Consider the following 20,123-nt stretch of genomic DNA (forward strand, 5'->3'; position numbering starts at 1 on the left):
AAATTATCCTTAATAATTAATTCCTTAAAAATACAGTCTGTTTGTTATCAAAAATAAAATCGTATCTTTGCACAAATTATTAGACGATCTTTAAATGAATTTATTCACGGAATCCAATCTTAGCGCTGAAGTTCTTCAGGCGGTTGGCGACCTCGGCTTCGTAGAGCCGACAGATATCCAAAAACAGACTATTCCTTTTATCTCTACAGATACTCGCGATCTTATCGCACTTGCGGCAACAGGAACAGGCAAAACAGCAGCATTTTCGCTTCCGATTTTGGATATGATAGACGACAATAGTCGTAAAATCCAATTTTTGGTCCTTTGCCCCACTAGAGAACTTTGCCTCCAGATTACCAAAGACATCAAAAACTATTCTAAATACCTGAAAAACATCAAAACGGTAGCCGTTTATGGTGGTAGCAGTATTACGGACCAGATCAAATCTCTCCGAGAAAAACCACAAATCATCGTGGGAACGCCGGGGCGCGTGATCGATATGATCAACCGGAAAGCCTTAGACTTTTCCGAAGTACAATGGTTGGTATTAGACGAGGCGGACGAAATGCTTTCTATGGGTTTCAAAGATGATTTGGAAACCATATTGAGAGAAACGCCCGATACAAAACAGACCTTTCTATTCTCTGCCACAATGAGCAAAGAAGTAGAACGCATCTCGAAAAATTATCTCACCACGCCTCACAGGATCACGATCGGTTCTGTAAACGAGGTGAAGAAAAACATCTTGCACGAATTTTATGTCGTAGGATACAGACAAAAAAAAGAAGCCCTAAGACGACTGATAGATGCCAACCCAAACCAGTATTCTATCATTTTCTGCAGAACAAGAATGGAAACTCAGGAGGTTGCAGACTTCTTGATGCAAAATGGCTATGCCGCAGATGCGCTGCACGGCGATCTTTCGCAGGCTCAAAGAGACACAGTGATGAAGAAATTCAGACTGAAAAATATCGACATTCTGGTAGCAACAGACGTGGCCGCCCGAGGATTGGATGTAGATTCTCTCACGCACGTGATCCATTTCTCTTTGCCCGATGATCCGGAAGTTTTTGTTCACCGAAGCGGAAGAACGGGGCGCGCCGGCAAAAACGGAATCTCGATGACGCTGGCAAAACCGGAAGAAAGCAGGAAAATGAAGCAGATAAAGGCAGAAACCAAAATCGAAATCGTCGAGAAAAAAATCCCAACAGGAAAGGAAATTATCAAAGCTCAGGTGGCCGGTGTTTTCGAAAAATTATTGACAGAACACGTGGATGTATTCGATTTTGACGAAAGCCTAATTCCCGATCTTTCTGCCTTCACCAAAGAGCAATTGGTAAGCCAGCTGTTGCAATTCCAATTAAAAGAAATGGCTACTTATTACCAAAATAGCGATGATCTTGTAGATCAGAAATTTGGTGCGAGCCGAGATGACAAATTTGGAAGAAGAGAGCGGGACGGCAGAGACCGAGATAGCAGAGGATCGCGAGATGGCGGCTCTTTCCGAGACAGAGATAGCAGAGGAGACCGCGGCGGCGAGAGAAATGGCGGCAGAGACCGAAAGCCAAAACGAAGCAACGAGGATATGGTACGGTTCTTCTTCAATCTTGGGAAAAGAGACCAGCTGAAAAAAGTCGATATGTTGGAAATTATCAACAAAGCAACTTCCAAATCCAAGAAAAGAGCAGATATTGGCGAGATAGAAATCCTCGACAAATTTAGTTTTTTCGAAATCGAAAAGTCTTACAAAAATGAAGTGATAGATGGCTTGACCACTATGAAATTTCGGGGGAAAGAAATGAGAGCAGAAGTGGCCAATTAATCACAAAATTGCGAAAATAGACTACAATATTATATGTAAAAACCTGCCAATCAGCAGGTTTTTATGCTTTTCAATATTAATGAAAAATTAACATTAAAGTTTTTGCATCCGTTTTTTTTGTATCATATTTGCACAAATTAAGCAAATAATGGGGATAGGCAATATTTTCCGAGCATTTCAGCCAAAAGATAAAATCTTTTTCGATCTGTTTCTTCAGGTGGCAGACAACTTGGTAGAGATGTCCAAAACATTTCACGATGGCTTGCTGGAGTTTGACATCAATGATGAAACCTTGCTGAATCAAATGAGCGATTACGAACACAAGCTGGATGATCTCACCCACGAGATATTTGTACAATTGGGAGAAAACTTCATCACCCCATTTGACAGAGAAGACATCAATTATCTGGCCTCCGGATTAGACGATATTGCAGATTATATCTACGCCTCCGCAAAATATATTTACCTTTACAAAAGCCCCGAAAACAAATATTACTCGGAGTTTTCTCTTTTGATTCATAAATGTTGCTTCGAAATCAAAAAGGCTTTGGAAAATCTGAAAGACTTCAAAAATCCCGGCGAAGTAAGAGAATCTTGCATCAAGATTAATTCTTATGAGAATATTGCGGATGACGTCCTCAGCCAAGCTATCGAAAAATTGTTTGAAACCAATGATGCCGTCTTGATCATTAAGCAAAAATCTATTCTGGACTATTTGGAAATCGTTACCGATAAAGCGGAAGATGTTGCCAACACAATGGAGAGCATAGTGATCAAATACGCTTAAAAGGCTGCATCTAAAAATAAACGAATGGACTTTCCGATTCTACTAATTGTCATCATCGCTCTCGCGCTCATATTCGATTATATCAATGGTTTTCACGATGCGGCCAACTCCATCGCAACCATCGTTTCTACAAAAGTACTCACGCCTTTCCAAGCTGTTCTTTGGGCAGCATTTTGGAATTTTGCCGCGTTTTTCATCGCCGCATATATCGTTGGCGAATTCAAAATCGGAAATACGATTGCCAAAACGGTAGACGAAAATTTCATTACCTTAGAAGTCATCTTTTCCGGACTTATCGCCGCCATCGCTTGGAATCTTTTGACTTGGTGGTTCGGTATTCCGTCCTCATCGTCCCACACTTTGATCGGTGGCTTTATCGGCGCAGCATTGATGCACGCTTTGTTGGGAGACTATCATTTGCTAGCCGTTGCACATCCGGAATATTCTTTTTTCGAAAATGTTTATTTGGCGTTTAAACAGCTTTTCACGCAGAATGTGGTGAAATATAAAGTCGTCATTCCTATTTTCCTGTTTATTTTTATGGCTCCATTGATTGGGATGTTCATTTCCGTTATTATTACGCTGATCATCGTCAATATTTGCAAAAAATCAAAACCGCATAAGGCAGAACGTGTTTTCAAAAGATTGCAGTTGGTTTCTTCTGCCTTGTTCAGCCTCGGCCACGGAACCAATGACGCGCAGAAAGTGATGGGGATTATTGGCGCTGCAATGATCTATTTTCACGTCAATATGATGCAAGATCCATTATACTTAAATATTCCTGAGGCAGGACGGTTCAACTTTTTTGCCGAGCATTACCTGTGGGTGCCGCTGATTTCGTTCTTAGCCATCGCATTGGGAACGATGAGTGGCGGCTGGAAGATTATCAAAACAATGGGAACCAAAATCACCAAAGTGACGCCACTCGAAGGAGTAGCGGCAGAAACGGCGGGGGCAATCACGCTTTTCATTACCGAGCAATTGAGAATTCCGGTTTCCACAACGCATACCATCACAGGATCCATCATCGGCGTGGGGCTTACGAAAAGAGTATCAGCCGTGCGGTGGGGCATTACCGTCAGCCTGCTCTGGGCTTGGATTCTTACGATCCCCATCAGCGCCATCGTTGCAGGAATAACTTATCTGCTTGTCGCTTTGATTTTCTAAAATTTAATTCAAGAAATAAATGACAGCTTTCCGGTTTAGGGAAGCTTTTTTACTTTACAAATCTGCCACCGCAACCAAAAACAAGACCCGAAATCTTTGAAAAACATTTTTAAAAATCGTAATTTTGCCTCAAACAAATTTTAAATGGAATTCTTAGATCAGTATCAAAAAATTGTCGCAGACGCTATCGAAAAATATACGTTTACCAATAAGCCCGACGAGCTGTACCAACCGATGAATTACATAATCTCTCACGGCGGCAAGAGGCTCCGCCCAATTATGGTGCTGATGGCGTGTGATCTTTTCAACGGGGATTTGGATAAAGCATTAAAACCCGCTTTGGCAATAGAATTCTTCCACAATTTTACTCTGATCCACGACGATATAATGGACGAAGCACCAATTAGGAGAAATAAACCCACGATTCACACGCTGCACGGCATCAACGTGGGGATTCTTTCCGGCGATGCGCTTTTGATCAAAGCTTATCAATTCTTCGAAGATCTGGAACCCGTCTTGTTTAAGAAATGTATCCACATATTCTCAGAAACGGGAGCCCTCCTTTGCGAAGGTCAGCAATGGGACATTAATTTCGAGAATATGACAAACGTGAGTTACGACGATTATATCCAGATGATTACCTTCAAAACCGGTTCGCTGAGCGCATCGTCTTTCCAAATCGGAGCCTTGATCGCAGGCGCTTCCGAAGAAGATGCCGAAGCGATGTACAACTTCGGAAAGCACATCGGGATCGCCTTCCAGATTATGGATGACTACTTGGATGTTTTTGGAAATCAGGAACAATTCGGAAAAAAACACGCCGGCGATATCTACGAAAACAAAAAAACCATTCTTTATCTTTTGGCCTTGCAATACGCCAATCCGGAAGAAGTCTATGAACTCAATTATTGGTATTCCAAAAAGACGGATAATATCGATAAAGTTTATAGCGTTGAAAAAATATTTCGCAAAACCAAAGTGGACGACAAAGTTCTGCGACTGATCCAAAAACATAATGAAATAGGACAATCTTATCTCGACAAAATCAACCTTCCGGATGAGAAAAAACTGCCTTTCCGAGAACTGGCCAACTATCTTTTGAGAAGAGAGAGCTAAGAAAAAAAGAGTCAAGTACAAAAGAAACAAGTTAAAATCCCCCTTCTCTGAAGGGGTGGCAAAATTTTCCTCGGAAAATTTTGACGGGGTAGTCGATAAGAACAATGCTTTTTCATTACCCATAATTAAAACATAAGCGCAAAAATGAAATTCAGGACAGAAGTAGATCTTAATGCGAGCGAGAGAAAAATTGGACTGCAAGACTGCATCTTTACCATCGGATCTTGCTTTGCGACGGAAATGCACGACAAATTTTCGCAAGGTCAACTGCAATCTCTCAACAATCCTTTTGGGACAATTTTCAATCCATATTCCATTTATAATGCCATTCAACAAATTTATGACGCGAAGGAATATCACGAACGCGACTTGATTTTGGTCAATGAAAACTACATCAGTTTGGATCATCATTCGGCTTTCGATTCCAGATTTGCGCATCAATCTTTGGAAAAAATCAATCAAAATATAGAAGACGCCAATCAGTTTTTGCAGAACACAAGTTTTGTAATTATCACATTCGGAACATCTTACGTTTACGAATTTTTGCCAAAGAAAAAATTGGTGGCCAACTGTCACAAGATCCCGCAGAAGTTCTTCAAAAAAAGATTTTTATCCCATCAGGAATTAACCGAATCTATCGATAAAAGCATAGAAATTCTGAAAGACATCTGCAAAACCGATGTTCAAATTCTGTTCACCGTCTCGCCCGTTCGCCACACCAAAGACGGAATGGTTCAAAACCAATTGAGCAAATCTAAATTGATTAATGCCCTCCACGAGGCGATTTCCGGAAAAGAAAACTGCCATTATCTTCCGATTTACGAATTGATGATGGACGATCTTCGGGATTACAGATTTTACAAAGAAGATATGATTCACCCGAATTCCCAAGCGATTCAGTACATTTGGGAAAAGTTTGGCAACGCTTATTTTGCCGACGAAACCAAGATTTTTATTAATGAAAATAATAAAATCCTATCGGCGCTGAGCCATAGACCCAATGATGCCAAAAATCCAAAATATCAGGAGTTTTTGGAAAAAATCAATCAAAAAATTCGGGAGCAGCAAAAGAAAGTGAAGCACAAAATATTTTAATAATTTAGCAATTATGAATGATGAATTATAAATTTTTGCACATTTAATTTTTCATTTGTAACGAATCATTCGTCATTAATATGATAGACACACATACCCATTTATATTCCGATCAATTCGATGAAGACCGTACAGAGATGATCCAACGGGCTTTGGAAAAAGGCGTGGAGAAATTCTTCCTGCCCGCCATCGATTCCGAAACGCATCAGAAAATGCTCCTTTTGGAAACCGAATATCCCGGGAAAATATTCTCAATGATGGGATTGCATCCTTGCTCTGTGCAGCCGGAAAGTTGGGAAAACGAGTTGAATCTCGTTCAGAATTATCTAAATCAGAGAGATTTTGTAGCGATTGGCGAAATCGGGATTGATTTATATTGGGACAAATCAACTTTAGATATTCAAATTAAAGCTTTTGAACAGCAGATCGATTGGGCGATTGAAAAAGATTGGCCCATTGTCATTCATTCCAGAGAGAGTTTTGACGAAACTTTTGAAGTTTTGGAAAGAAAAAAGCATCCGAAATTGCGCGGAATTTTCCATTGTTTCTCAGGAAATCTGGAACAGGCGCAGCACGCGATTGATCTTAATTTTATGTTGGGAATCGGCGGTATCGTGACGTTCAAAAATGGAAAAATTGATCAGCTTTTGAATCAAATTCCGCTTGACAAAATCGTTTTGGAAACAGATTCTCCTTATCTCGCTCCGGTTCCTTATAGAGGAAAACGAAATGAAAGTTCCTATTTAGAATTGATTGCCGGAAAGTTGGTGGATATTTACGGAAAAGACTTTTCTGAAATTGATAGAACTACGACTGAAAATGCTTTGAAGATCTTTAAAATCTAAAAAAAGCCAATAAAAACAAACCCCTTCAAAGTTCAAAACTCTGAAGGGGCTTTTTTTTCGCAATATTCATACTGCAGATTTATTTTTTTCTAAAAAAATTACCTTTATTCTTGGGTTTTTCTGTGCGTTGGTCAGTTCCTCCGGTTCTTGGCCTTGGATTGAAAGGCTTGTTGTTGCTGTCTCTTTTTTGTTCCACCAAGTTATCCGTGTGAAATGGATGATCCGTCACAACCGGGATTTTCTTCCCGATCAATTTTTCTGTATTTCTAAGATTCGCAAGATCCAACGCATCTACGAATGAGAAAGAAGTGCCTTCTGATCCTGCTCTTCCAGTTCTTCCGATTCTGTGAACGTAGGTTTCGGAAACGTCGGAAAGTTCGTAATTCACAACGTATTTCAATTCGTCAATATCAATTCCTCGCGCAGCGATATCGGTCGCCACCAGGATTCTTGTTCTTTTTGATTTGAAGTTGGAAAGTGCATTCTGCCTTGCGTTCTGAGATTTGTTGCCGTGGATGGCCTCGGCAGAAATGTGCGACTGGTGCAGTTTTTTTACGATTTTGTCGGCACCGTGTTTGGTTCTCGAGAACACCAAAACCTGATCCAATTTGGGATCTTTCAAAAGATGAATCAAAAGGTCGGTCTTGTTGTTGTTCTCCACAAAAAAGATGCTTTGTTGGATGGTCTCTGCGGTGGAAGAAACGGGCGCCACTTCTACTTTTACTGGATTTACCAATATTTCCGATGCCAGATTTGCAATTTCTTTGGGCATCGTGGCAGAGAAGAAGAGGTTTTGCCTTTTGACAGGAATTAGTTTCACGATTTTTTTCACATCGTGGACGAATCCCATATCCAACATTCTATCGGCTTCATCCAGCACGAAGATTTCGAGATGATGCAGTTTTATAATGCCTTGGGAAATGAAATCCAATAATCTTCCCGGTGTCGCGATCAAAATATCCACGCCTCGCCTGAGTTGTTGCTCCTGCGCGTGCTGTTTTACGCCACCGAAAACCACCAAGGATTTCAGTTTGAGATTCTTTCCGTAATCTTGGAAATTCTCTTCGATTTGGATAGCCAGTTCGCGCGTGGGCGTCAGGATCAAGGCTTTGATTTGATTCCGGTGTGGTTCTTTGGCCGTCGATAGATTTTGTAAAATAGGGATGGCAAATGCCGCTGTTTTTCCTGTTCCTGTCTGTGCACTTCCCAAAAGATCTCTGCCTTGCAGGATAGATGGGATGGCTTTGTCTTGTATTGGTGTCGGTTGTTCGTAGCCTTGTGCTTTCAGGGCATCTAATATGGGCTTGATTAAGCCTAAGTCGTCAAAATTCAAATGAAATATTTTTTTAATTTAAAAAACTAAAAATTCCTCCGTACATCAGAAGGAATTTATATGGTGCAAAGGTAATCTATTTAAAATAAAGTTGGTATTAAGTTTATTTTACTTTTTCCCACTGTATTTTCTGCTTCACTTCATCGATGTAATTGGTGAGTTCGGCAAGTGGTGTGGGTTTTTCGCCAGCCGACATTTTGATTTCTTTTTTGCTGCCGTCGGGGAATGTGATGCGGAGCGTCGTTTTGGAGGCATCCATTATTCTTTTGTCTATATAGCTGTCATTCAGCTCTTTTATTGCTGCAGCGTCGGTGATTGCAACGAGTTGCTTGTAATCTTCTACACTTACTGTCGCTTTGAAAGTGCCTTCTCTCGGTTTGCTCATATCATCTTTTGATCCGCCATTGGTGAAATTAAAATGTTCCGCTTCCAGAATGGCATTTCGTTGAGAATCAATAGTAATTTTATAAGTTGGACAAAATCCGAAGCAAGGACCCACTTCGTATTCAATTTTGGAATATTTTGAAACTTGTGAAGTGGTGCAGGATATTAATCCTAAAACAGCCATAAGGCTGAATAAATACTTCATCATAATTTTTAGTTTTAAGCGGTCAATAAGTACTTCGCAACATAAATTATTTAATACGATAACCTAAACCAATCTGGAAAATTCCAATTTTTGTAGAAAGACCTTCTTGATTAATATCAAAGAAATTGAAATTATATCGAGCATCAACAAAGAATTTTTTTGTAAAATGAAATTCTGTTCCTAAAAAAGGGAAAATATTGACGGTTTTTATGTTGTTCTGATCGACATCAGCCGGATTGAAAAAATCATAGTATTTGAATTTCACATTAGGATCAAGGTTAATTCCGAAATTAAGGCCTCCTAAAAAAGCTAACTTTTTAATAGGATAATATTTTGCGGAAAGAGGAATCTGAAGTTGGGGATAGTGAAAATTAACTTCGTTCATTCCCTGCGTAACGATTTGATTTCCAACGATATCTGTCATTTCAACGTAGGTTTTCCCGCCCAACTCGGTATAGTTCAGTTCGCCTTGTAAAGCAAATTTTTCCGAGATGTTATGCTCTACAAATGCGCCAACGTAAAAATAGGACTTAGCATCAAGTTTTTCCTTTCCATATTGTTGCCAATCGAAAGTCATATTGGAAAGACTATATCCTGTTCTTACCCCGAAATGAGTTTGTGCAAAAGATAGAATAGAAGCAACGCTGAATAATAATTGACAGATTTTTTTCATGGTTATAGTAGTTTTAAAAAATTATCCGTGGAGCTTCTTCCAGATGGCATCTTTCAGTTCAACGAGTCCTTCGCCGGTAACGCCCGAGAAGAATAAAGGTTGCCTGTTTTCCGGGAATTCTAAAGCGATTTCTTTTCTCAGTTCATCATCCAAAAGGTCTGATTTTGAAATGGATAAGAGGAAATCTTTGTCCAGAAGCTCCGGATTATATTCTCTAAGTTCATTTTCCAGAATTTTGAATTCCTGATAATGGTCTTCCGAATCTGCAGGAATCAAGAATAGCAAGATCGAGTTTCTTTCGATATGTCGTAAGAATCTGTGTCCCAGACCTTTGCCTTCCGCTGCACCTTCGATGATGCCCGGAATATCGGCCATCACAAAGGATTTGTAATTCCGCCATTCTACGATGCCGAGATTGGGTTGCAAAGTCGTGAAAGCATAGTCCGCAATCTTTGGTCTTGCGGCTGAGACGGACGACAACAGCGTCGATTTGCCGGCATTCGGAAATCCTACCAAGCCTACATCCGCCAGAAGTTTGAGTTCAAAAGTGATGTAACCTTCCTGTCCCTCCATTCCGGGTTGCGCAAATCTCGGGGTCTGGTTGGTAGAGGATTTGAAATGTTCATTCCCTTTTCCGCCTTTTCCGCCCTCCATCAAGATGATTTCTTGCCCGTCTTCTAAAATTTCTCCGATGATTTCTCCTGCTTCATTTCTGGCAATGGTTCCGAGCGGTACGTCGATATAAGCATCCTCGCCAAAGGCGCCCGTCAACTGGTTTTTTTGACCGTTGTGACCCCGCTCCGCTTTGATGTGGCGCGTGTATCTCAAGGGCAAAAGTGTCCATTCGTGCGCATTGCCGCGCATAATGACGTGACCACCGCGACCGCCGTCGCCACCATCCGGGCCTCCTTTTGGGATATATTTTTCCCGCCGAAGATGGGCAGAGCCGGCACCGCCGTGACCGCTTTTGCAATGGATTTTGACGTAATCTACAAAGTTCGACATAAGTTTTTGTTGGATGCTGGATGCTGGAGGATAGATGTTAAAATTGACGTAGCGCATCGCTCTTGTGGCATCCTGCTTCTATTTAATTTTTTCTACTTCAGCAAATAGTTTTTCTGAGATTTCGGAGATGTCGCCAACGCCGTTTACTTCTACATATTTACCCTGTTTTTTGTACAATTCTGCCACTTCTGCGGTTTTTGCATAATATTCTTTGATTCTGTTTCGGATGATTTCTACATCAGAATCGTCTGTCCGGCCGCTGGTTTCGCCTCTTTTTATTAGTCTCTGTACCAGTATCTCGTCGTCTACGACTAATGAAAGACAAATGCTGATTTCAGAATTTAATTCTTGCCGCACGATTTTTTCCAAAGCCTCGGTTTGAGCGACTGTTCGGGGGAATCCGTCGAAGATAAATCCGTTGGTATTGCTTGGTTTTCTCAGCTCGTCGGTCAGCATATCGATGGTTACTTGGTCGGGAACCAATTCTCCTTTGTCGATAAACGATTTCGCCAGTTTTCCCAATTCTGTTTCATTTTTGATGTTGTACCGAAAAAGATCTCCTGTGGAAATCTGTTTTAGATTAAATTTCTCGCTCAGATGCTGAGCTTGCGTTCCTTTTCCACTTCCCGGAGGGCCAAATAAGACAATATTGATCATTTTTTATTAGATTTTTTAAAACGGATGAAAGTCTAAATTATATAAAAATTTTACTCGTTGATGGATCCTTCTTGCAGTTGGTACAGATCTTTGAGGTTTCTGCCCAATTCATCATAATCCAATCCATAACCCAAAACAAATTTATTCGGAATCTCTTTACCGACGAAGTTGATCTCAAATTCTTTTTTGTAAACATCCGGTTTCAGAAGAAGCGAGGCTATTTTCAGAGATTTTGGACCTTGCGTTTCCTTGAAAAATGTGCAGAGATTTTCGATCGTATTTCCTGTATCCACAATGTCTTCCAAAAGAACAATGTGGCGATCCTTGATGTCCTTCGTCAGTTCCATTTCTTTATAAACGATTCCTGTAGATTGTGTCCCCACATAAGAACTCATTTTGATGAAGCCGATTTCGCAGGTGCCGGGATAGGCCTTCAGGAAATCCGAAAAAAACATGATAACGCCGCTGAGAACACCTATGAAAACAGGAACTTCGTCCTTATATTCGTCATAAACTTCCAGTGCAACCCGCCGGGTTATTTCCAAAATCTCTTCGTGTTTCAGGTAGGGGACAAAGGTTTTGTCGTGGACTTTGATGCTTTCCATAAAAATGTTTTCAAAGTGCAAAATTAAGGTTTTTTAAACCAATGTCCCATTTTCTTTTTTACAGGTTTTTAGCATAGGCCGCCAATTGGAATACAATTTAATTATCTATATTTGCGTTACCTTTTTGAAATAAATTATTATGCTCAAATCGCTTTTCCATTGGAAAGTACTACTTAATCTCGTTTTGGCGATGGCGGTATTCGTCGGTTTGGTGTGGCTCACTTTCCGTTGGCTGGAGTTCCATACGCATCACGGCGATGAAATTCCGGTTCCGAATGTCATGAACATGAAAGTACACGATGCCATCAAAATTCTGGATGATTCCGGGCTGGAATACGAAGTAGACAGCTTCAAATACGATCCCAAGTTTCGACCTTTTCAGGTTTTGGCAGTTTTTCCGGCGCCCGGATCCAGCGTGAAAAGCGGAAGATCTATTGTTCTGAAAGTGAATCCGAGAACTTGGGCCAAAGTGGCTGTACCCGACATCATAGACCGATACAAAGGCTTGGCTTTTAATCAATTAAATTTGGTGGGTCTCAAGGTGGGCGACACCTTGTACGAGCCGAGCATTCAGCGGGATGCCGTTCTCCGGATTTTGTACAACGGATCCAGCATCAAGCCGGGTACTTTGTTGCCCAAATTTTCCAGCGTCGATTTGGTAATCGGGTCAGGACCTTTAAGGAACGTTTCTGTTCCCAATCTGGTGGGAAGAACCGTGCAGGAGGCAAAACAAATTGTCGCTCAAGCCTTATTTGAAGTCGGAATCGTAGATTATGAAGATGGCGGTAGAGATGATTCTGATATTGTTTATTATCAAGATCCGGAAGCGGGCGCATTAAGAGATCAAGGCATGCAGATCGATCTCTGGGCCAGCAAAAAAACGCCTGCAGAAATGCAAAATAAAATTCAAGAACTGGATGAGATATATCGCCCAAAAATTGACACGACCTTGGCGCCAATACAGTATAATGAAGTACCATTACCACCGGTAGATCAAATCCCCGAAACGCCCAAGCCTACGCTTGCTAACCCGGCCGGCGCAACGGCCACACAGCCTTCTGCCGCTAAAGCCAAAACATCCGCACCAGCGACTACTGCGGGCAATAGCACTGCAAAACCCAAAACCACAGCGGCACCATCTGCAAAACCAATGGATAAGCCAAAGGCGAAGAAGGTAGTGGTCGAATAAATTACCAAATCGAGGCTTCCACATCTGTTGAAGCCCTTCTTAGAATTATAATTATGCTAGACGAGACGGAGGATTTCTTAGAAGATGAACTTATCAATGAGGATCATGCTGCGGATGAAGAAAACAGCGGCTTGTACGAGCACGTCAGTATCACCGTCGATAAAAAACAGGAACCACTCCGGATAGACAAATTTTTATTGATTTTTCGTCAGAATTCGTCGCGGAACAAAATTGCTCAAACCTGCAAAGCGGGCAACGTGATCGTAAACGGGAAACCCGTGAAACAGAATTACAGAGTAAAACCCGGCGATGAGATTAGCGTTCTCCTAGCCCATCCGCCCAGAGAAAATGTCATTGTCCCACAAGATATTCCTATCAATATCGTTTACGAAGATGATGATCTTGTGGTCGTAGATAAGGATCCGGGGATGGTGGTTCATCCCGGTTTCGGAAACTGGGACGGCACCTTGGTCAATGCGCTTGCTTACCATTTCGCAAAAGATCCAAATTACAATTCAGATCTGGATAGAGTAGGATTGGTACACCGAATCGATAAAGATACTTCGGGATTGCTCGTGATCGCCAAGAATGAATACGCATTGAGCTATCTGGCAAAACAATTTTTTGAACGGACCACCAAGCGGCTCTACTGGGCATTCGTCTGGGGTAATGTCAAAGATGATGAAGGCACGGTGACCGGACACATCGGCAGACATCCGAAAAACAGAATGCAGATGTACACCTACGAAGACGGAAGCCACGGCAAACACGCCGTGACGCATTACAAGGTTTTGGAACGCTTCCGCTACATGACCTGGATCGAATGCAAATTAGAAACGGGACGCACGCACCAGATCCGCGCTCACCTCAAGCATATTGGTCACACCTTGTTCAACGATGCCCGTTATGAAGGAAATATCGTCATGAGAGGTGTGGAATTGCCAAAGTACCGGAAATTTGTTCAAAATGTGTTTGAAATTTTGCCCCGACACGCTTTGCACGCACACACATTGGGTTTTATCCACCCAACAACGAAAAAAGAAATGTATTTCGAAAGCCCGATGCCAAAAGATATGCAGGAAGCTGCAGACAGGTGGAGGAAATATCTCGATAGTAATTAGTGTTTTATATATTTGCAGCGTGAAGAGAAATTGTATTTTCTATAAGTTTTTTGTCCTCTTTGTCGCGGTTTTTTTTAGCGAATCAAAAGCTCAGGAAACCTTGCCATTCTACCAGCAGTATTTGGTTGACGGCGACTTTCTGTTCAATCCGGCATTACTGGGTAAGACGGACGACGTGGTGCTGAATCTCAATTATCAAAAGCAATTTTCGCAACTGAGTGAATCTCCAAATGTGCAGTCTATCGGTCTTCACGCCAATGTCTTCGACCGTGTGGGTGCAGGGGTTTCATTTTTCCGAGACGAGAATGGTCCTATCTCTTCCAATGGTTTGATGATCGGAGCTTCTTATTTTGTGCCTCTCAGTGACGAGGAAGACCGCCAAGATCAGTTCTCATTTGGGATTGGGACAAATTTGTACAATATGAATATCGACTATTCCAAAGTCTTCCCCGAGCAATCGGGAGATCAGCTTTTGGGAGAAAATACCAATGATATTTTTTTGGCTTATGTCAATTTGGGCGCTGCCGTCAAGTATCACCATTTTTTCGCAGGTGCTTCGGTGGTTGATATTCCGGTGAGCAATGATGTCCCGATCGTAAACGGAATAGAGCCTTCGCCTACCAAATTTTATCTGAACGCCGGCTACGACTGGCATTTTACCGACGGTGTTTTCGTCACGCCTTCTTTGATGATGAATCTCAATACCAATTCTGCAAGAATTTTTGATTATAATTTGATGGCCACCGTCTTTGGAGAGAAAAACGATATTTCGGCGGGCATCAGTTTCCGAAGTGCCAAGACTGCCGTGGGAAGCCAGAATTTGGGAATGTCGCCCATCATCAAAGGTCGGGTAGGAGGCATCACATTTGGTGCAGTTTACAACTTTGGCGTTTCGGAGCTGACGGATAATTTTGGGAACAGTTTTATGCTGTCGCTTGGATTTAATATAGACAATTTTATCAACTCAAGAGGTTTCCGATATCGATAATTTACAATTATCAATGTTTAATTGTTAATGATTCTTGGCGCGATTTAACATTTAACAATTAACAATTAATCATTAAAAAAAATTGATCTACATCCACATCCCCTTTTGCAAACAGAAATGCAGCTATTGCAATTTTCATTTTTCAACTTCTTTTAGTCTGAAGGATGAGATGATGTTGGCGATTAAAAACGAAATTAAGTTGCGGAAAAATGAACTTAATCATAAAACCATCCGATCGCTTTATTTCGGCGGAGGAACGCCTTCGATTCTCACTGTTGATGAAATAAAGTCGGTAATGGACGAAATTCAAAAATATTTTAGTTTTGATGAGGCTATTGAAATCACATTAGAATCCAATCCGGACGATTTAAGCAAAAATTTCCTCAAAGAATTATCCCAAACCGACGTCAACCGATTATCCATCGGAACCCAAAGTTTTTTTGATGAAGATCTGAAATTAATGAATCGCGCGCACAACGCTTCCGAAGCAGAAAGTTCCATCAAGCGAGCTCAGGATTTTGGATTGGAAAATATCAGCATCGATTTGATTTACGGCTCGCCCACTTCCAACTTCGAAATCTGGAAAGAAAATCTTAACAAAACAATTGAGTTACAAGTGCCTCACGTTTCGTCTTACGCTTTGACGGTCGAACCAAAAACGGCTCTGAAAAATTGGATTGAGAACGGAAAAGTAACTGCTCCCGCAGAAGCCGAGCAAAATCGGGAATTTTATTATATGTCTGATTTTCTGAAAGATAACGGCTACGATCACTATGAGATTTCAAATTTCGGGAAGCCTGGTTTTCACTCCAAACATAATTCGGCCTATTGGAAATCCGAAGCGTATTTGGGAATCGGTCCGTCTGCGCATTCTTACGACGGGAACTCCGAGAGAAGCTGGAATGTCACCAATAATTCAATTTACATCCAAAATATCAATCAAAATATTCTTCCGAAAGAAACCGAAATCCTCTCGGAAAAAGACCGTTTCAACGAAATGTTGATGATCGGACTCCGAACCAGTTGGGGCGTTGATCTGGATAAAATCAGGCAAAATTTCTCTTCGGAAATCATCGACTATCTTAATAAAGAAATAAAAAATAAGATTGAGTCCGGAATTTTGAAAATTGAAAATAATCGTCTTTTAATTCCCGAAAAACATTGGTTTTTGGCAGACGGAATTGCAAGTGACTTATTTATGGTTTGAAATTTTTACTTTCAAGTAAAAACAATTTTGTCATTGCTGAAGAGGATAAACGCCGAGATTCTTCGAAATGTAGTATTCCACAAAGTCAATGGCAAAACTTCTAATAAAATTTCTATTTTTGTGAAGACAAATCTTTGCTGAGTTTTACGCCTTTGCGAAAGTAAAATATCGTCAATAAGATAAAAAACTTTGCGAAATTTGCGTTCAAAATTTCATAAATAATAAATCTTGAAAAAGAAAAAAGCCGACTATTCTCATCTTTCCGCCAGCCAGCCCATCGGGATTTTTGACTCCGGAGTTGGTGGTTTGACGGTGGCCAAAGAAATCAAAAGACTTTTGCCAAACGAAGATCTCATTTATTTTGGCGACACCAAACACTTGCCTTATGGCGAAAAATCCAGAGAAGCCATCGTGGGTTATTCGACTAAAATCACGCAATTTTTGCTGGACAAAAACTGTAAAGCGATCGTCGTAGCTTGCAATTCTGCAACAGCCAACGCGTTGCACGAAGTTCAGGATTTGGTTGCAGAACGCGTTCCCGTGATCGATGTCATCAATCCGGTTGCCGAAAAAGTGGCTTACGAAATCCACAACAATGTGGGTGTAATTGCGACCAAAGCAACGGTCAATTCGGGACTTTACAAAAAGTCCATCCGAAAGCATAACAAATTCATCAAAGTGGATGAGCTGGCAACACCGCTGCTGGTTCCGGCCATCGAAGAAGGTTTCAAAAACCATCCGATTACGCATTCTATAATTTATAATTATCTGAGCAACAATAAATTAAAAAATATCGAAACCTTGATTCTCGGTTGCACCCATTATCCGCTTTTGATAGATGAGATCAAGCAATATTACGGAAATCGCGTGCGCGTGATCGATTCTCCAAATATCGTTGCCCATCAATTGAAAATGATTTTGGACAAGCATCATTTGCTGAACGAAGAACCGCACCAGCCAACTTATCATTTTTATCTTTCGGACATTACCAAAAACTTCGAAAAAACTTCGAAAAAATTCTTCGGAAAAGCGATCGATTTGGAGCTAAAAGTGCTGTAAATTCCTATTCATAAATGGCTTTGGCTTCGAAAAACGAAAAATTAATGTTGCCATACTTTCTGCTGTCTTTCAAGTTCGGATGTGCATATTTTTGCCGGCTTTGATGCTCCAAAATAAACAGTCCGTTTGGTTTCAGTAAATCATTAGATAAAACCAAATCAATCAGCTCGTTATATTTATTTTCGTCGGTTTCGAAAGGTGCATCAGCAAAGATAATATCGTATTTTTTCTCATGATTTTTCTTTCTTTTCAGCCAATCGAAAACATCAAAACGCTGCGTGTTCACCTGCAATCCCATTCCCAATTCCTGAGCCGTCGCATTGATGAAACCGGCGTGTTTGGGATTCAATTCGACAGCCGTGATGTCTTGGCAATCTCGGGAAGCAAATTCTAAAGTGATGGAACCGATGCCTGCAAAAAGATCCAAAACCGAGCAGAATTCCAAGTCGAACCGATGCTCGATAATGCTGAACAGCGCTTCCTTTGCAAAGTCTGTCGTTGGGCGCACGTCGGAGTTTTTTGGGGCTGCAATTTTCTTGGCCTTCCATTTTCCGGAGATTATTCTGTACATAATTGACTAGTTGATGATTGATAGTTGATAATTGATAGTTGATGATTGATAATTCAAAATGATGTGCTTAACCACAAAAGGCACAAAAGTTTTTCGGGATTTTAGGTTTTTCTAAAGTCCAAAAAAGCGTGGTTTAAATTATTCCTTTTTTGAACTTTCCGGTTTTTGATTTTTAAATCTTCTTTTGTGACTTTTGTAGTTTAAAAAAATTAAGCAAGCACAAAATTCTTCTTGTGCAAGTTGTCGAAAACGATTTTCAGATTGGGGACAAATTTCTGCATTTCCGAGATGAAGGTTTCGTTTTCCGAAGTTTCACCATAAATGTAAAAGTAAGTTTCGGAGAGTCCAAAATCGATTTTGCTCAAGCTAAACATAATGAAATAAAGGAAATCAACCTCCGAAGTCGCATCGAGATTGTTATAAAGAATGACTTTTTTGTCTTCAATTGCAAAAAATTCCGCTTGCTGATGATAGAGATTGACGTGGATTTCCTTTCTGTTTTTGACGTTTATAGAATTTAGAAATTTCTCACCGGAAAAATTAAAAAGAACCGGAACATCCAACGCCTTGATTTTCTGATAATAATCTTTCGGAAAACTGTAGTAGAACTGAACTCCAAATTTCTTATTGACAGCCAGCATCAACTCCTCCGAATCTTTGTTCACATCGGCATTGTAGGCAATCAGATCGTAACCCAAATCGTGCCGGTCAAAACCTTCTTCTACCAAAGAAAAATGGTTTATAGCCGAGATGACGGCAATTTCGGCAAACTTTTCGGAAGCCAAAACCTCGTGCAGTTTTTCCGCCACCAGATTCGCCGGCGTTTCCTCATCCTGCAACCAGATTTTTTCTTCCAAAACCTTTCTGGACTTAGAAATCTGCCATTGCAAGCCATCTTTCGTAAAAAGTAAGGACAATTTCCTCATATCTTAATATCAATAAAATTAATTTTTTGCACCGCTTTTTCGTCTTCCGTTTTGAATTCTTCACTCAGAGATTTTGATGAGTCTGCCCGCACCGGATATGCTTTGCAAAGTTAAAAAATTAAAACTTTAGGTTTCCAAACGCGGTCAATTCTTGCAGAATTGGTTATCTTCGCAAGATAATTTGATTTAATTTCCGATGCTAAGATTATCACTTTTCTTTTTAATATTCGCCATTCAGCTTGGTTTTGCGCAGACGAATATCAAGTTCGAAGATACCGATTTCAACGCGATTCTTGCCAAAGCCAAAAGCGAAAAAAAACTTATTTTCCTCGATGCTTATGCTGCGTGGTGTGGCCCTTGTAAGCTGATGGAACGCAACGTTTTCACCGATGCAAATGTAGCAGATTATTACAACAAAAATTTCATCAATGCCCATTTTGATATGGAAAAAGGCGAGGGTCCAAATCTTGCCGCGAAATATGGCATCAGAAGTTATCCAACTTTATTATTCCTAAATGCAGAAGGCGAAGTGGTTGGCAAAGAATTGGGCTATTTGAATGCCGAAGATTTTTTGGCTTTGGGGAAGAAGAATAACAACCCGAACCTCGTGAATACCAATTTGAAAGAAGCCTTTCTGAAAGGGCATTTGGATCAGAAGACTTTGCTTAGCTTTATCAATCTTTATGCGGGCAAAGACCCCTTTTTGGCAAAGCAAGCCTCCGAAAAATATTTTGCGAACAAGAAGGACAAATCTTTTTCCGGAGAAGAAATCAATGCGCTCCTGAATTTTACTCAATCTGTGGATGATGCCAATTACAAAGTTTTTGTGGACAATAAGGCCGCAATCGTAGAGTTATTGACCGAGAAAAATTATACCCAGTTCGATAATTATCTCAAGTTGATGAAACTCGTAACCGCTGCCACAGACGATAAAACGAAAACCATCGACGATGCCAAAGTTCTGAAAGAAGGCGAAGGCCTGCTCCCAAAAGACGATCTTGTCAAAAGCCTGAATATTTACAAACTCAATTATTACATCGCGCACGAGAATTATCCTGCTTACGAAAAAACCGCTTTGGAATATTACAAAAATCCGGACGATTTCAACAACTCAGAATTATTGGCTGCTGCAAGCGTATTTGCGGAACATGTTTCCAATCCGCAATCGCTCCAAAGCGCTGCAAGATGGGCGGAGAAAGTGGTGATGACTCAGGAAAATTATGATTCGGTAAGTGTGCTCGCGATTTTGTATGATAAATTGGGAAAAAAAGACGAAGCCAAAATGTTCGCGGGAATGGCAGCTAACTTCGCTAAAGAAGAAAACAGAGAGGCCACCAAAATGAACGAAATCCTGAATAAAAAATGACG

At 40.7% G+C, this 20,123-nt stretch carries 20 protein-coding genes; 12 read left to right on the forward strand and 8 right to left on the reverse strand.

Annotated elements, in window-relative coordinates; genetic code table 11:
- Window positions 1-94: 94 nt before the first annotated feature.
- The 6 genes from DTW91_RS02975 (at window position 95) to DTW91_RS03000 (ending at window position 6,832) form a co-directional block, all read left to right on the forward strand.
- Window positions 95-1,822, forward strand: a complete 1,728-nt coding sequence (locus tag DTW91_RS02975) for a DEAD/DEAH box helicase (protein ID WP_125201932.1) — start codon at window positions 95-97, stop codon at window positions 1,820-1,822.
- Between the two features lie 148 nt (window positions 1,823-1,970).
- Window positions 1,971-2,609, forward strand: a complete 639-nt coding sequence (locus DTW91_RS02980) for a DUF47 domain-containing protein (protein ID WP_125201933.1) — start codon at window positions 1,971-1,973, stop codon at window positions 2,607-2,609.
- A 24-nt stretch (window positions 2,610-2,633) separates the two neighbouring features.
- Window positions 2,634-3,776, forward strand: coding sequence for an inorganic phosphate transporter (locus DTW91_RS02985; RefSeq protein WP_125201934.1), 1,143 nt, complete (start codon window positions 2,634-2,636; stop codon window positions 3,774-3,776).
- Between the two features lie 144 nt (window positions 3,777-3,920).
- Window positions 3,921-4,892: a polyprenyl synthetase family protein gene (locus tag DTW91_RS02990; protein WP_125201935.1), complete on the forward strand. Its 972-nt coding sequence runs from the start codon at window positions 3,921-3,923 to the stop codon at window positions 4,890-4,892.
- 144 nt (window positions 4,893-5,036) lie between these two features.
- Window positions 5,037-5,987, forward strand: a complete 951-nt coding sequence (locus tag DTW91_RS02995) for a GSCFA domain-containing protein (protein WP_125201936.1) — start codon at window positions 5,037-5,039, stop codon at window positions 5,985-5,987.
- Window positions 5,988-6,067: 80 nt separating this feature from the next.
- Window positions 6,068-6,832, forward strand: coding sequence for a TatD family hydrolase (locus tag DTW91_RS03000; RefSeq protein WP_125201937.1), 765 nt, complete (start codon window positions 6,068-6,070; stop codon window positions 6,830-6,832).
- A gap of 79 nt (window positions 6,833-6,911) precedes the next feature.
- On the opposite strand, the gene DTW91_RS03005 is transcribed toward DTW91_RS03000, so the two are convergent.
- The 6 genes from DTW91_RS03005 to DTW91_RS03030 all read right to left on the reverse strand — a co-directional run bounded on the left by DTW91_RS03005 (window position 6,912) and on the right by DTW91_RS03030 (window position 11,694).
- Window positions 6,912-8,165 (reverse strand): DEAD/DEAH box helicase, encoded by a 1,254-nt coding sequence (locus DTW91_RS03005; protein WP_125201938.1) that lies wholly within the window; start codon window positions 8,163-8,165, stop codon window positions 6,912-6,914.
- Between the two features lie 103 nt (window positions 8,166-8,268).
- Complete coding sequence (locus DTW91_RS03010; protein WP_228412627.1) at window positions 8,269-8,757, reverse strand: DUF6438 domain-containing protein; 489 nt, start codon at window positions 8,755-8,757, stop codon at window positions 8,269-8,271.
- A 43-nt stretch (window positions 8,758-8,800) separates the two neighbouring features.
- Window positions 8,801-9,427, reverse strand: a complete 627-nt coding sequence (locus DTW91_RS03015; protein ID WP_125201939.1) for a porin family protein — start codon at window positions 9,425-9,427, stop codon at window positions 8,801-8,803.
- Between the two features lie 21 nt (window positions 9,428-9,448).
- On the reverse strand, window positions 9,449-10,432 hold the full coding sequence (gene obgE, locus DTW91_RS03020; protein ID WP_125201940.1) for a GTPase ObgE: 984 nt from the start codon (window positions 10,430-10,432) through the stop codon (window positions 9,449-9,451).
- Window positions 10,433-10,510: 78 nt separating this feature from the next.
- Complete coding sequence (locus DTW91_RS03025) at window positions 10,511-11,089, reverse strand: adenylate kinase (RefSeq protein ID WP_125201941.1); 579 nt, start codon at window positions 11,087-11,089, stop codon at window positions 10,511-10,513.
- 50 nt (window positions 11,090-11,139) lie between these two features.
- Window positions 11,140-11,694, reverse strand: coding sequence for a phosphoribosyltransferase (locus tag DTW91_RS03030; protein ID WP_125201942.1), 555 nt, complete (start codon window positions 11,692-11,694; stop codon window positions 11,140-11,142).
- Window positions 11,695-11,833: 139 nt separating this feature from the next.
- Here DTW91_RS03030 and DTW91_RS03035 point away from each other — a divergent pair, with 139 nt between their 5' ends.
- The 5 genes from DTW91_RS03035 (at window position 11,834) to murI (ending at window position 17,258) form a co-directional block, all read left to right on the forward strand.
- Complete coding sequence (locus tag DTW91_RS03035; protein ID WP_125201943.1) at window positions 11,834-12,883, forward strand: PASTA domain-containing protein; 1,050 nt, start codon at window positions 11,834-11,836, stop codon at window positions 12,881-12,883.
- Between the two features lie 53 nt (window positions 12,884-12,936).
- On the forward strand, window positions 12,937-14,004 hold the full coding sequence (locus DTW91_RS03040) for an RluA family pseudouridine synthase (RefSeq protein ID WP_125201944.1): 1,068 nt from the start codon (window positions 12,937-12,939) through the stop codon (window positions 14,002-14,004).
- 19 nt (window positions 14,005-14,023) lie between these two features.
- On the forward strand, window positions 14,024-14,992 hold the full coding sequence (locus DTW91_RS03045; protein WP_228412629.1) for a PorP/SprF family type IX secretion system membrane protein: 969 nt from the start codon (window positions 14,024-14,026) through the stop codon (window positions 14,990-14,992).
- An 82-nt stretch (window positions 14,993-15,074) separates the two neighbouring features.
- Window positions 15,075-16,199: a radical SAM family heme chaperone HemW gene (hemW, locus tag DTW91_RS03050; RefSeq protein ID WP_125201945.1), complete on the forward strand. Its 1,125-nt coding sequence runs from the start codon at window positions 15,075-15,077 to the stop codon at window positions 16,197-16,199.
- Between the two features lie 228 nt (window positions 16,200-16,427).
- Window positions 16,428-17,258, forward strand: coding sequence for a glutamate racemase (gene murI, locus DTW91_RS03055; RefSeq protein WP_125201946.1), 831 nt, complete (start codon window positions 16,428-16,430; stop codon window positions 17,256-17,258).
- Between the two features lie 4 nt (window positions 17,259-17,262).
- Here murI and DTW91_RS03060 read toward each other — a convergent pair whose 3' ends face one another.
- Window positions 17,263-17,829, reverse strand: coding sequence for an RsmD family RNA methyltransferase (locus DTW91_RS03060; protein ID WP_125201947.1), 567 nt, complete (start codon window positions 17,827-17,829; stop codon window positions 17,263-17,265).
- A gap of 209 nt (window positions 17,830-18,038) precedes the next feature.
- Window positions 18,039-18,755 (reverse strand): DUF3822 family protein, encoded by a 717-nt coding sequence (locus DTW91_RS03065; protein WP_125201948.1) that lies wholly within the window; start codon window positions 18,753-18,755, stop codon window positions 18,039-18,041.
- Window positions 18,756-18,951: 196 nt separating this feature from the next.
- Here DTW91_RS03065 and DTW91_RS03070 point away from each other — a divergent pair, with 196 nt between their 5' ends.
- Window positions 18,952-20,121, forward strand: coding sequence for a thioredoxin family protein (locus tag DTW91_RS03070; RefSeq protein ID WP_125201949.1), 1,170 nt, complete (start codon window positions 18,952-18,954; stop codon window positions 20,119-20,121).
- Window positions 20,122-20,123: the final 2 nt, after the last annotated feature.

The organism is Chryseobacterium sp. SC28, from assembly GCF_003932955.1.
Classification (GTDB): domain Bacteria; phylum Bacteroidota; class Bacteroidia; order Flavobacteriales; family Weeksellaceae; genus Epilithonimonas.

Bases quoted from the DNA above. Each gene is read 5' to 3' on its own strand.
- DTW91_RS03060 (WP_125201947.1), bottom strand. From the start codon at position 17,829: ATGTACAGAATAATCTCCGGAAAATGGAAGGCCAAGAAAATTGCAGCC.
- DTW91_RS02995 (WP_125201936.1), top strand. From the start codon at position 5,037: ATGAAATTCAGGACAGAAGTAGATCTTAATGCGAGCGAGAGAAAAATT.
- DTW91_RS02975 (WP_125201932.1), top strand. From the start codon at position 95: ATGAATTTATTCACGGAATCCAATCTTAGCGCTGAAGTTCTTCAGGCG.
- DTW91_RS03010 (WP_228412627.1), bottom strand. From the start codon at position 8,757: ATGATGAAGTATTTATTCAGCCTTATGGCTGTTTTAGGATTAATATCC.
- DTW91_RS02980 (WP_125201933.1), top strand. From the start codon at position 1,971: ATGGGGATAGGCAATATTTTCCGAGCATTTCAGCCAAAAGATAAAATC.
- obgE (WP_125201940.1), bottom strand. From the start codon at position 10,432: ATGTCGAACTTTGTAGATTACGTCAAAATCCATTGCAAAAGCGGTCAC.
- DTW91_RS03040 (WP_125201944.1), top strand. From the start codon at position 12,937: ATGCTAGACGAGACGGAGGATTTCTTAGAAGATGAACTTATCAATGAG.
- DTW91_RS02985 (WP_125201934.1), top strand. From the start codon at position 2,634: ATGGACTTTCCGATTCTACTAATTGTCATCATCGCTCTCGCGCTCATA.
- DTW91_RS03015 (WP_125201939.1), bottom strand. From the start codon at position 9,427: ATGAAAAAAATCTGTCAATTATTATTCAGCGTTGCTTCTATTCTATCT.
- DTW91_RS03035 (WP_125201943.1), top strand. From the start codon at position 11,834: ATGCTCAAATCGCTTTTCCATTGGAAAGTACTACTTAATCTCGTTTTG.
- DTW91_RS03065 (WP_125201948.1), bottom strand. From the start codon at position 18,755: ATGAGGAAATTGTCCTTACTTTTTACGAAAGATGGCTTGCAATGGCAG.
- DTW91_RS03000 (WP_125201937.1), top strand. From the start codon at position 6,068: ATGATAGACACACATACCCATTTATATTCCGATCAATTCGATGAAGAC.
- DTW91_RS03070 (WP_125201949.1), top strand. From the start codon at position 18,952: ATGCTAAGATTATCACTTTTCTTTTTAATATTCGCCATTCAGCTTGGT.
- DTW91_RS03030 (WP_125201942.1), bottom strand. From the start codon at position 11,694: ATGGAAAGCATCAAAGTCCACGACAAAACCTTTGTCCCCTACCTGAAA.
- DTW91_RS03025 (WP_125201941.1), bottom strand. From the start codon at position 11,089: ATGATCAATATTGTCTTATTTGGCCCTCCGGGAAGTGGAAAAGGAACG.
- DTW91_RS02990 (WP_125201935.1), top strand. From the start codon at position 3,921: ATGGAATTCTTAGATCAGTATCAAAAAATTGTCGCAGACGCTATCGAA.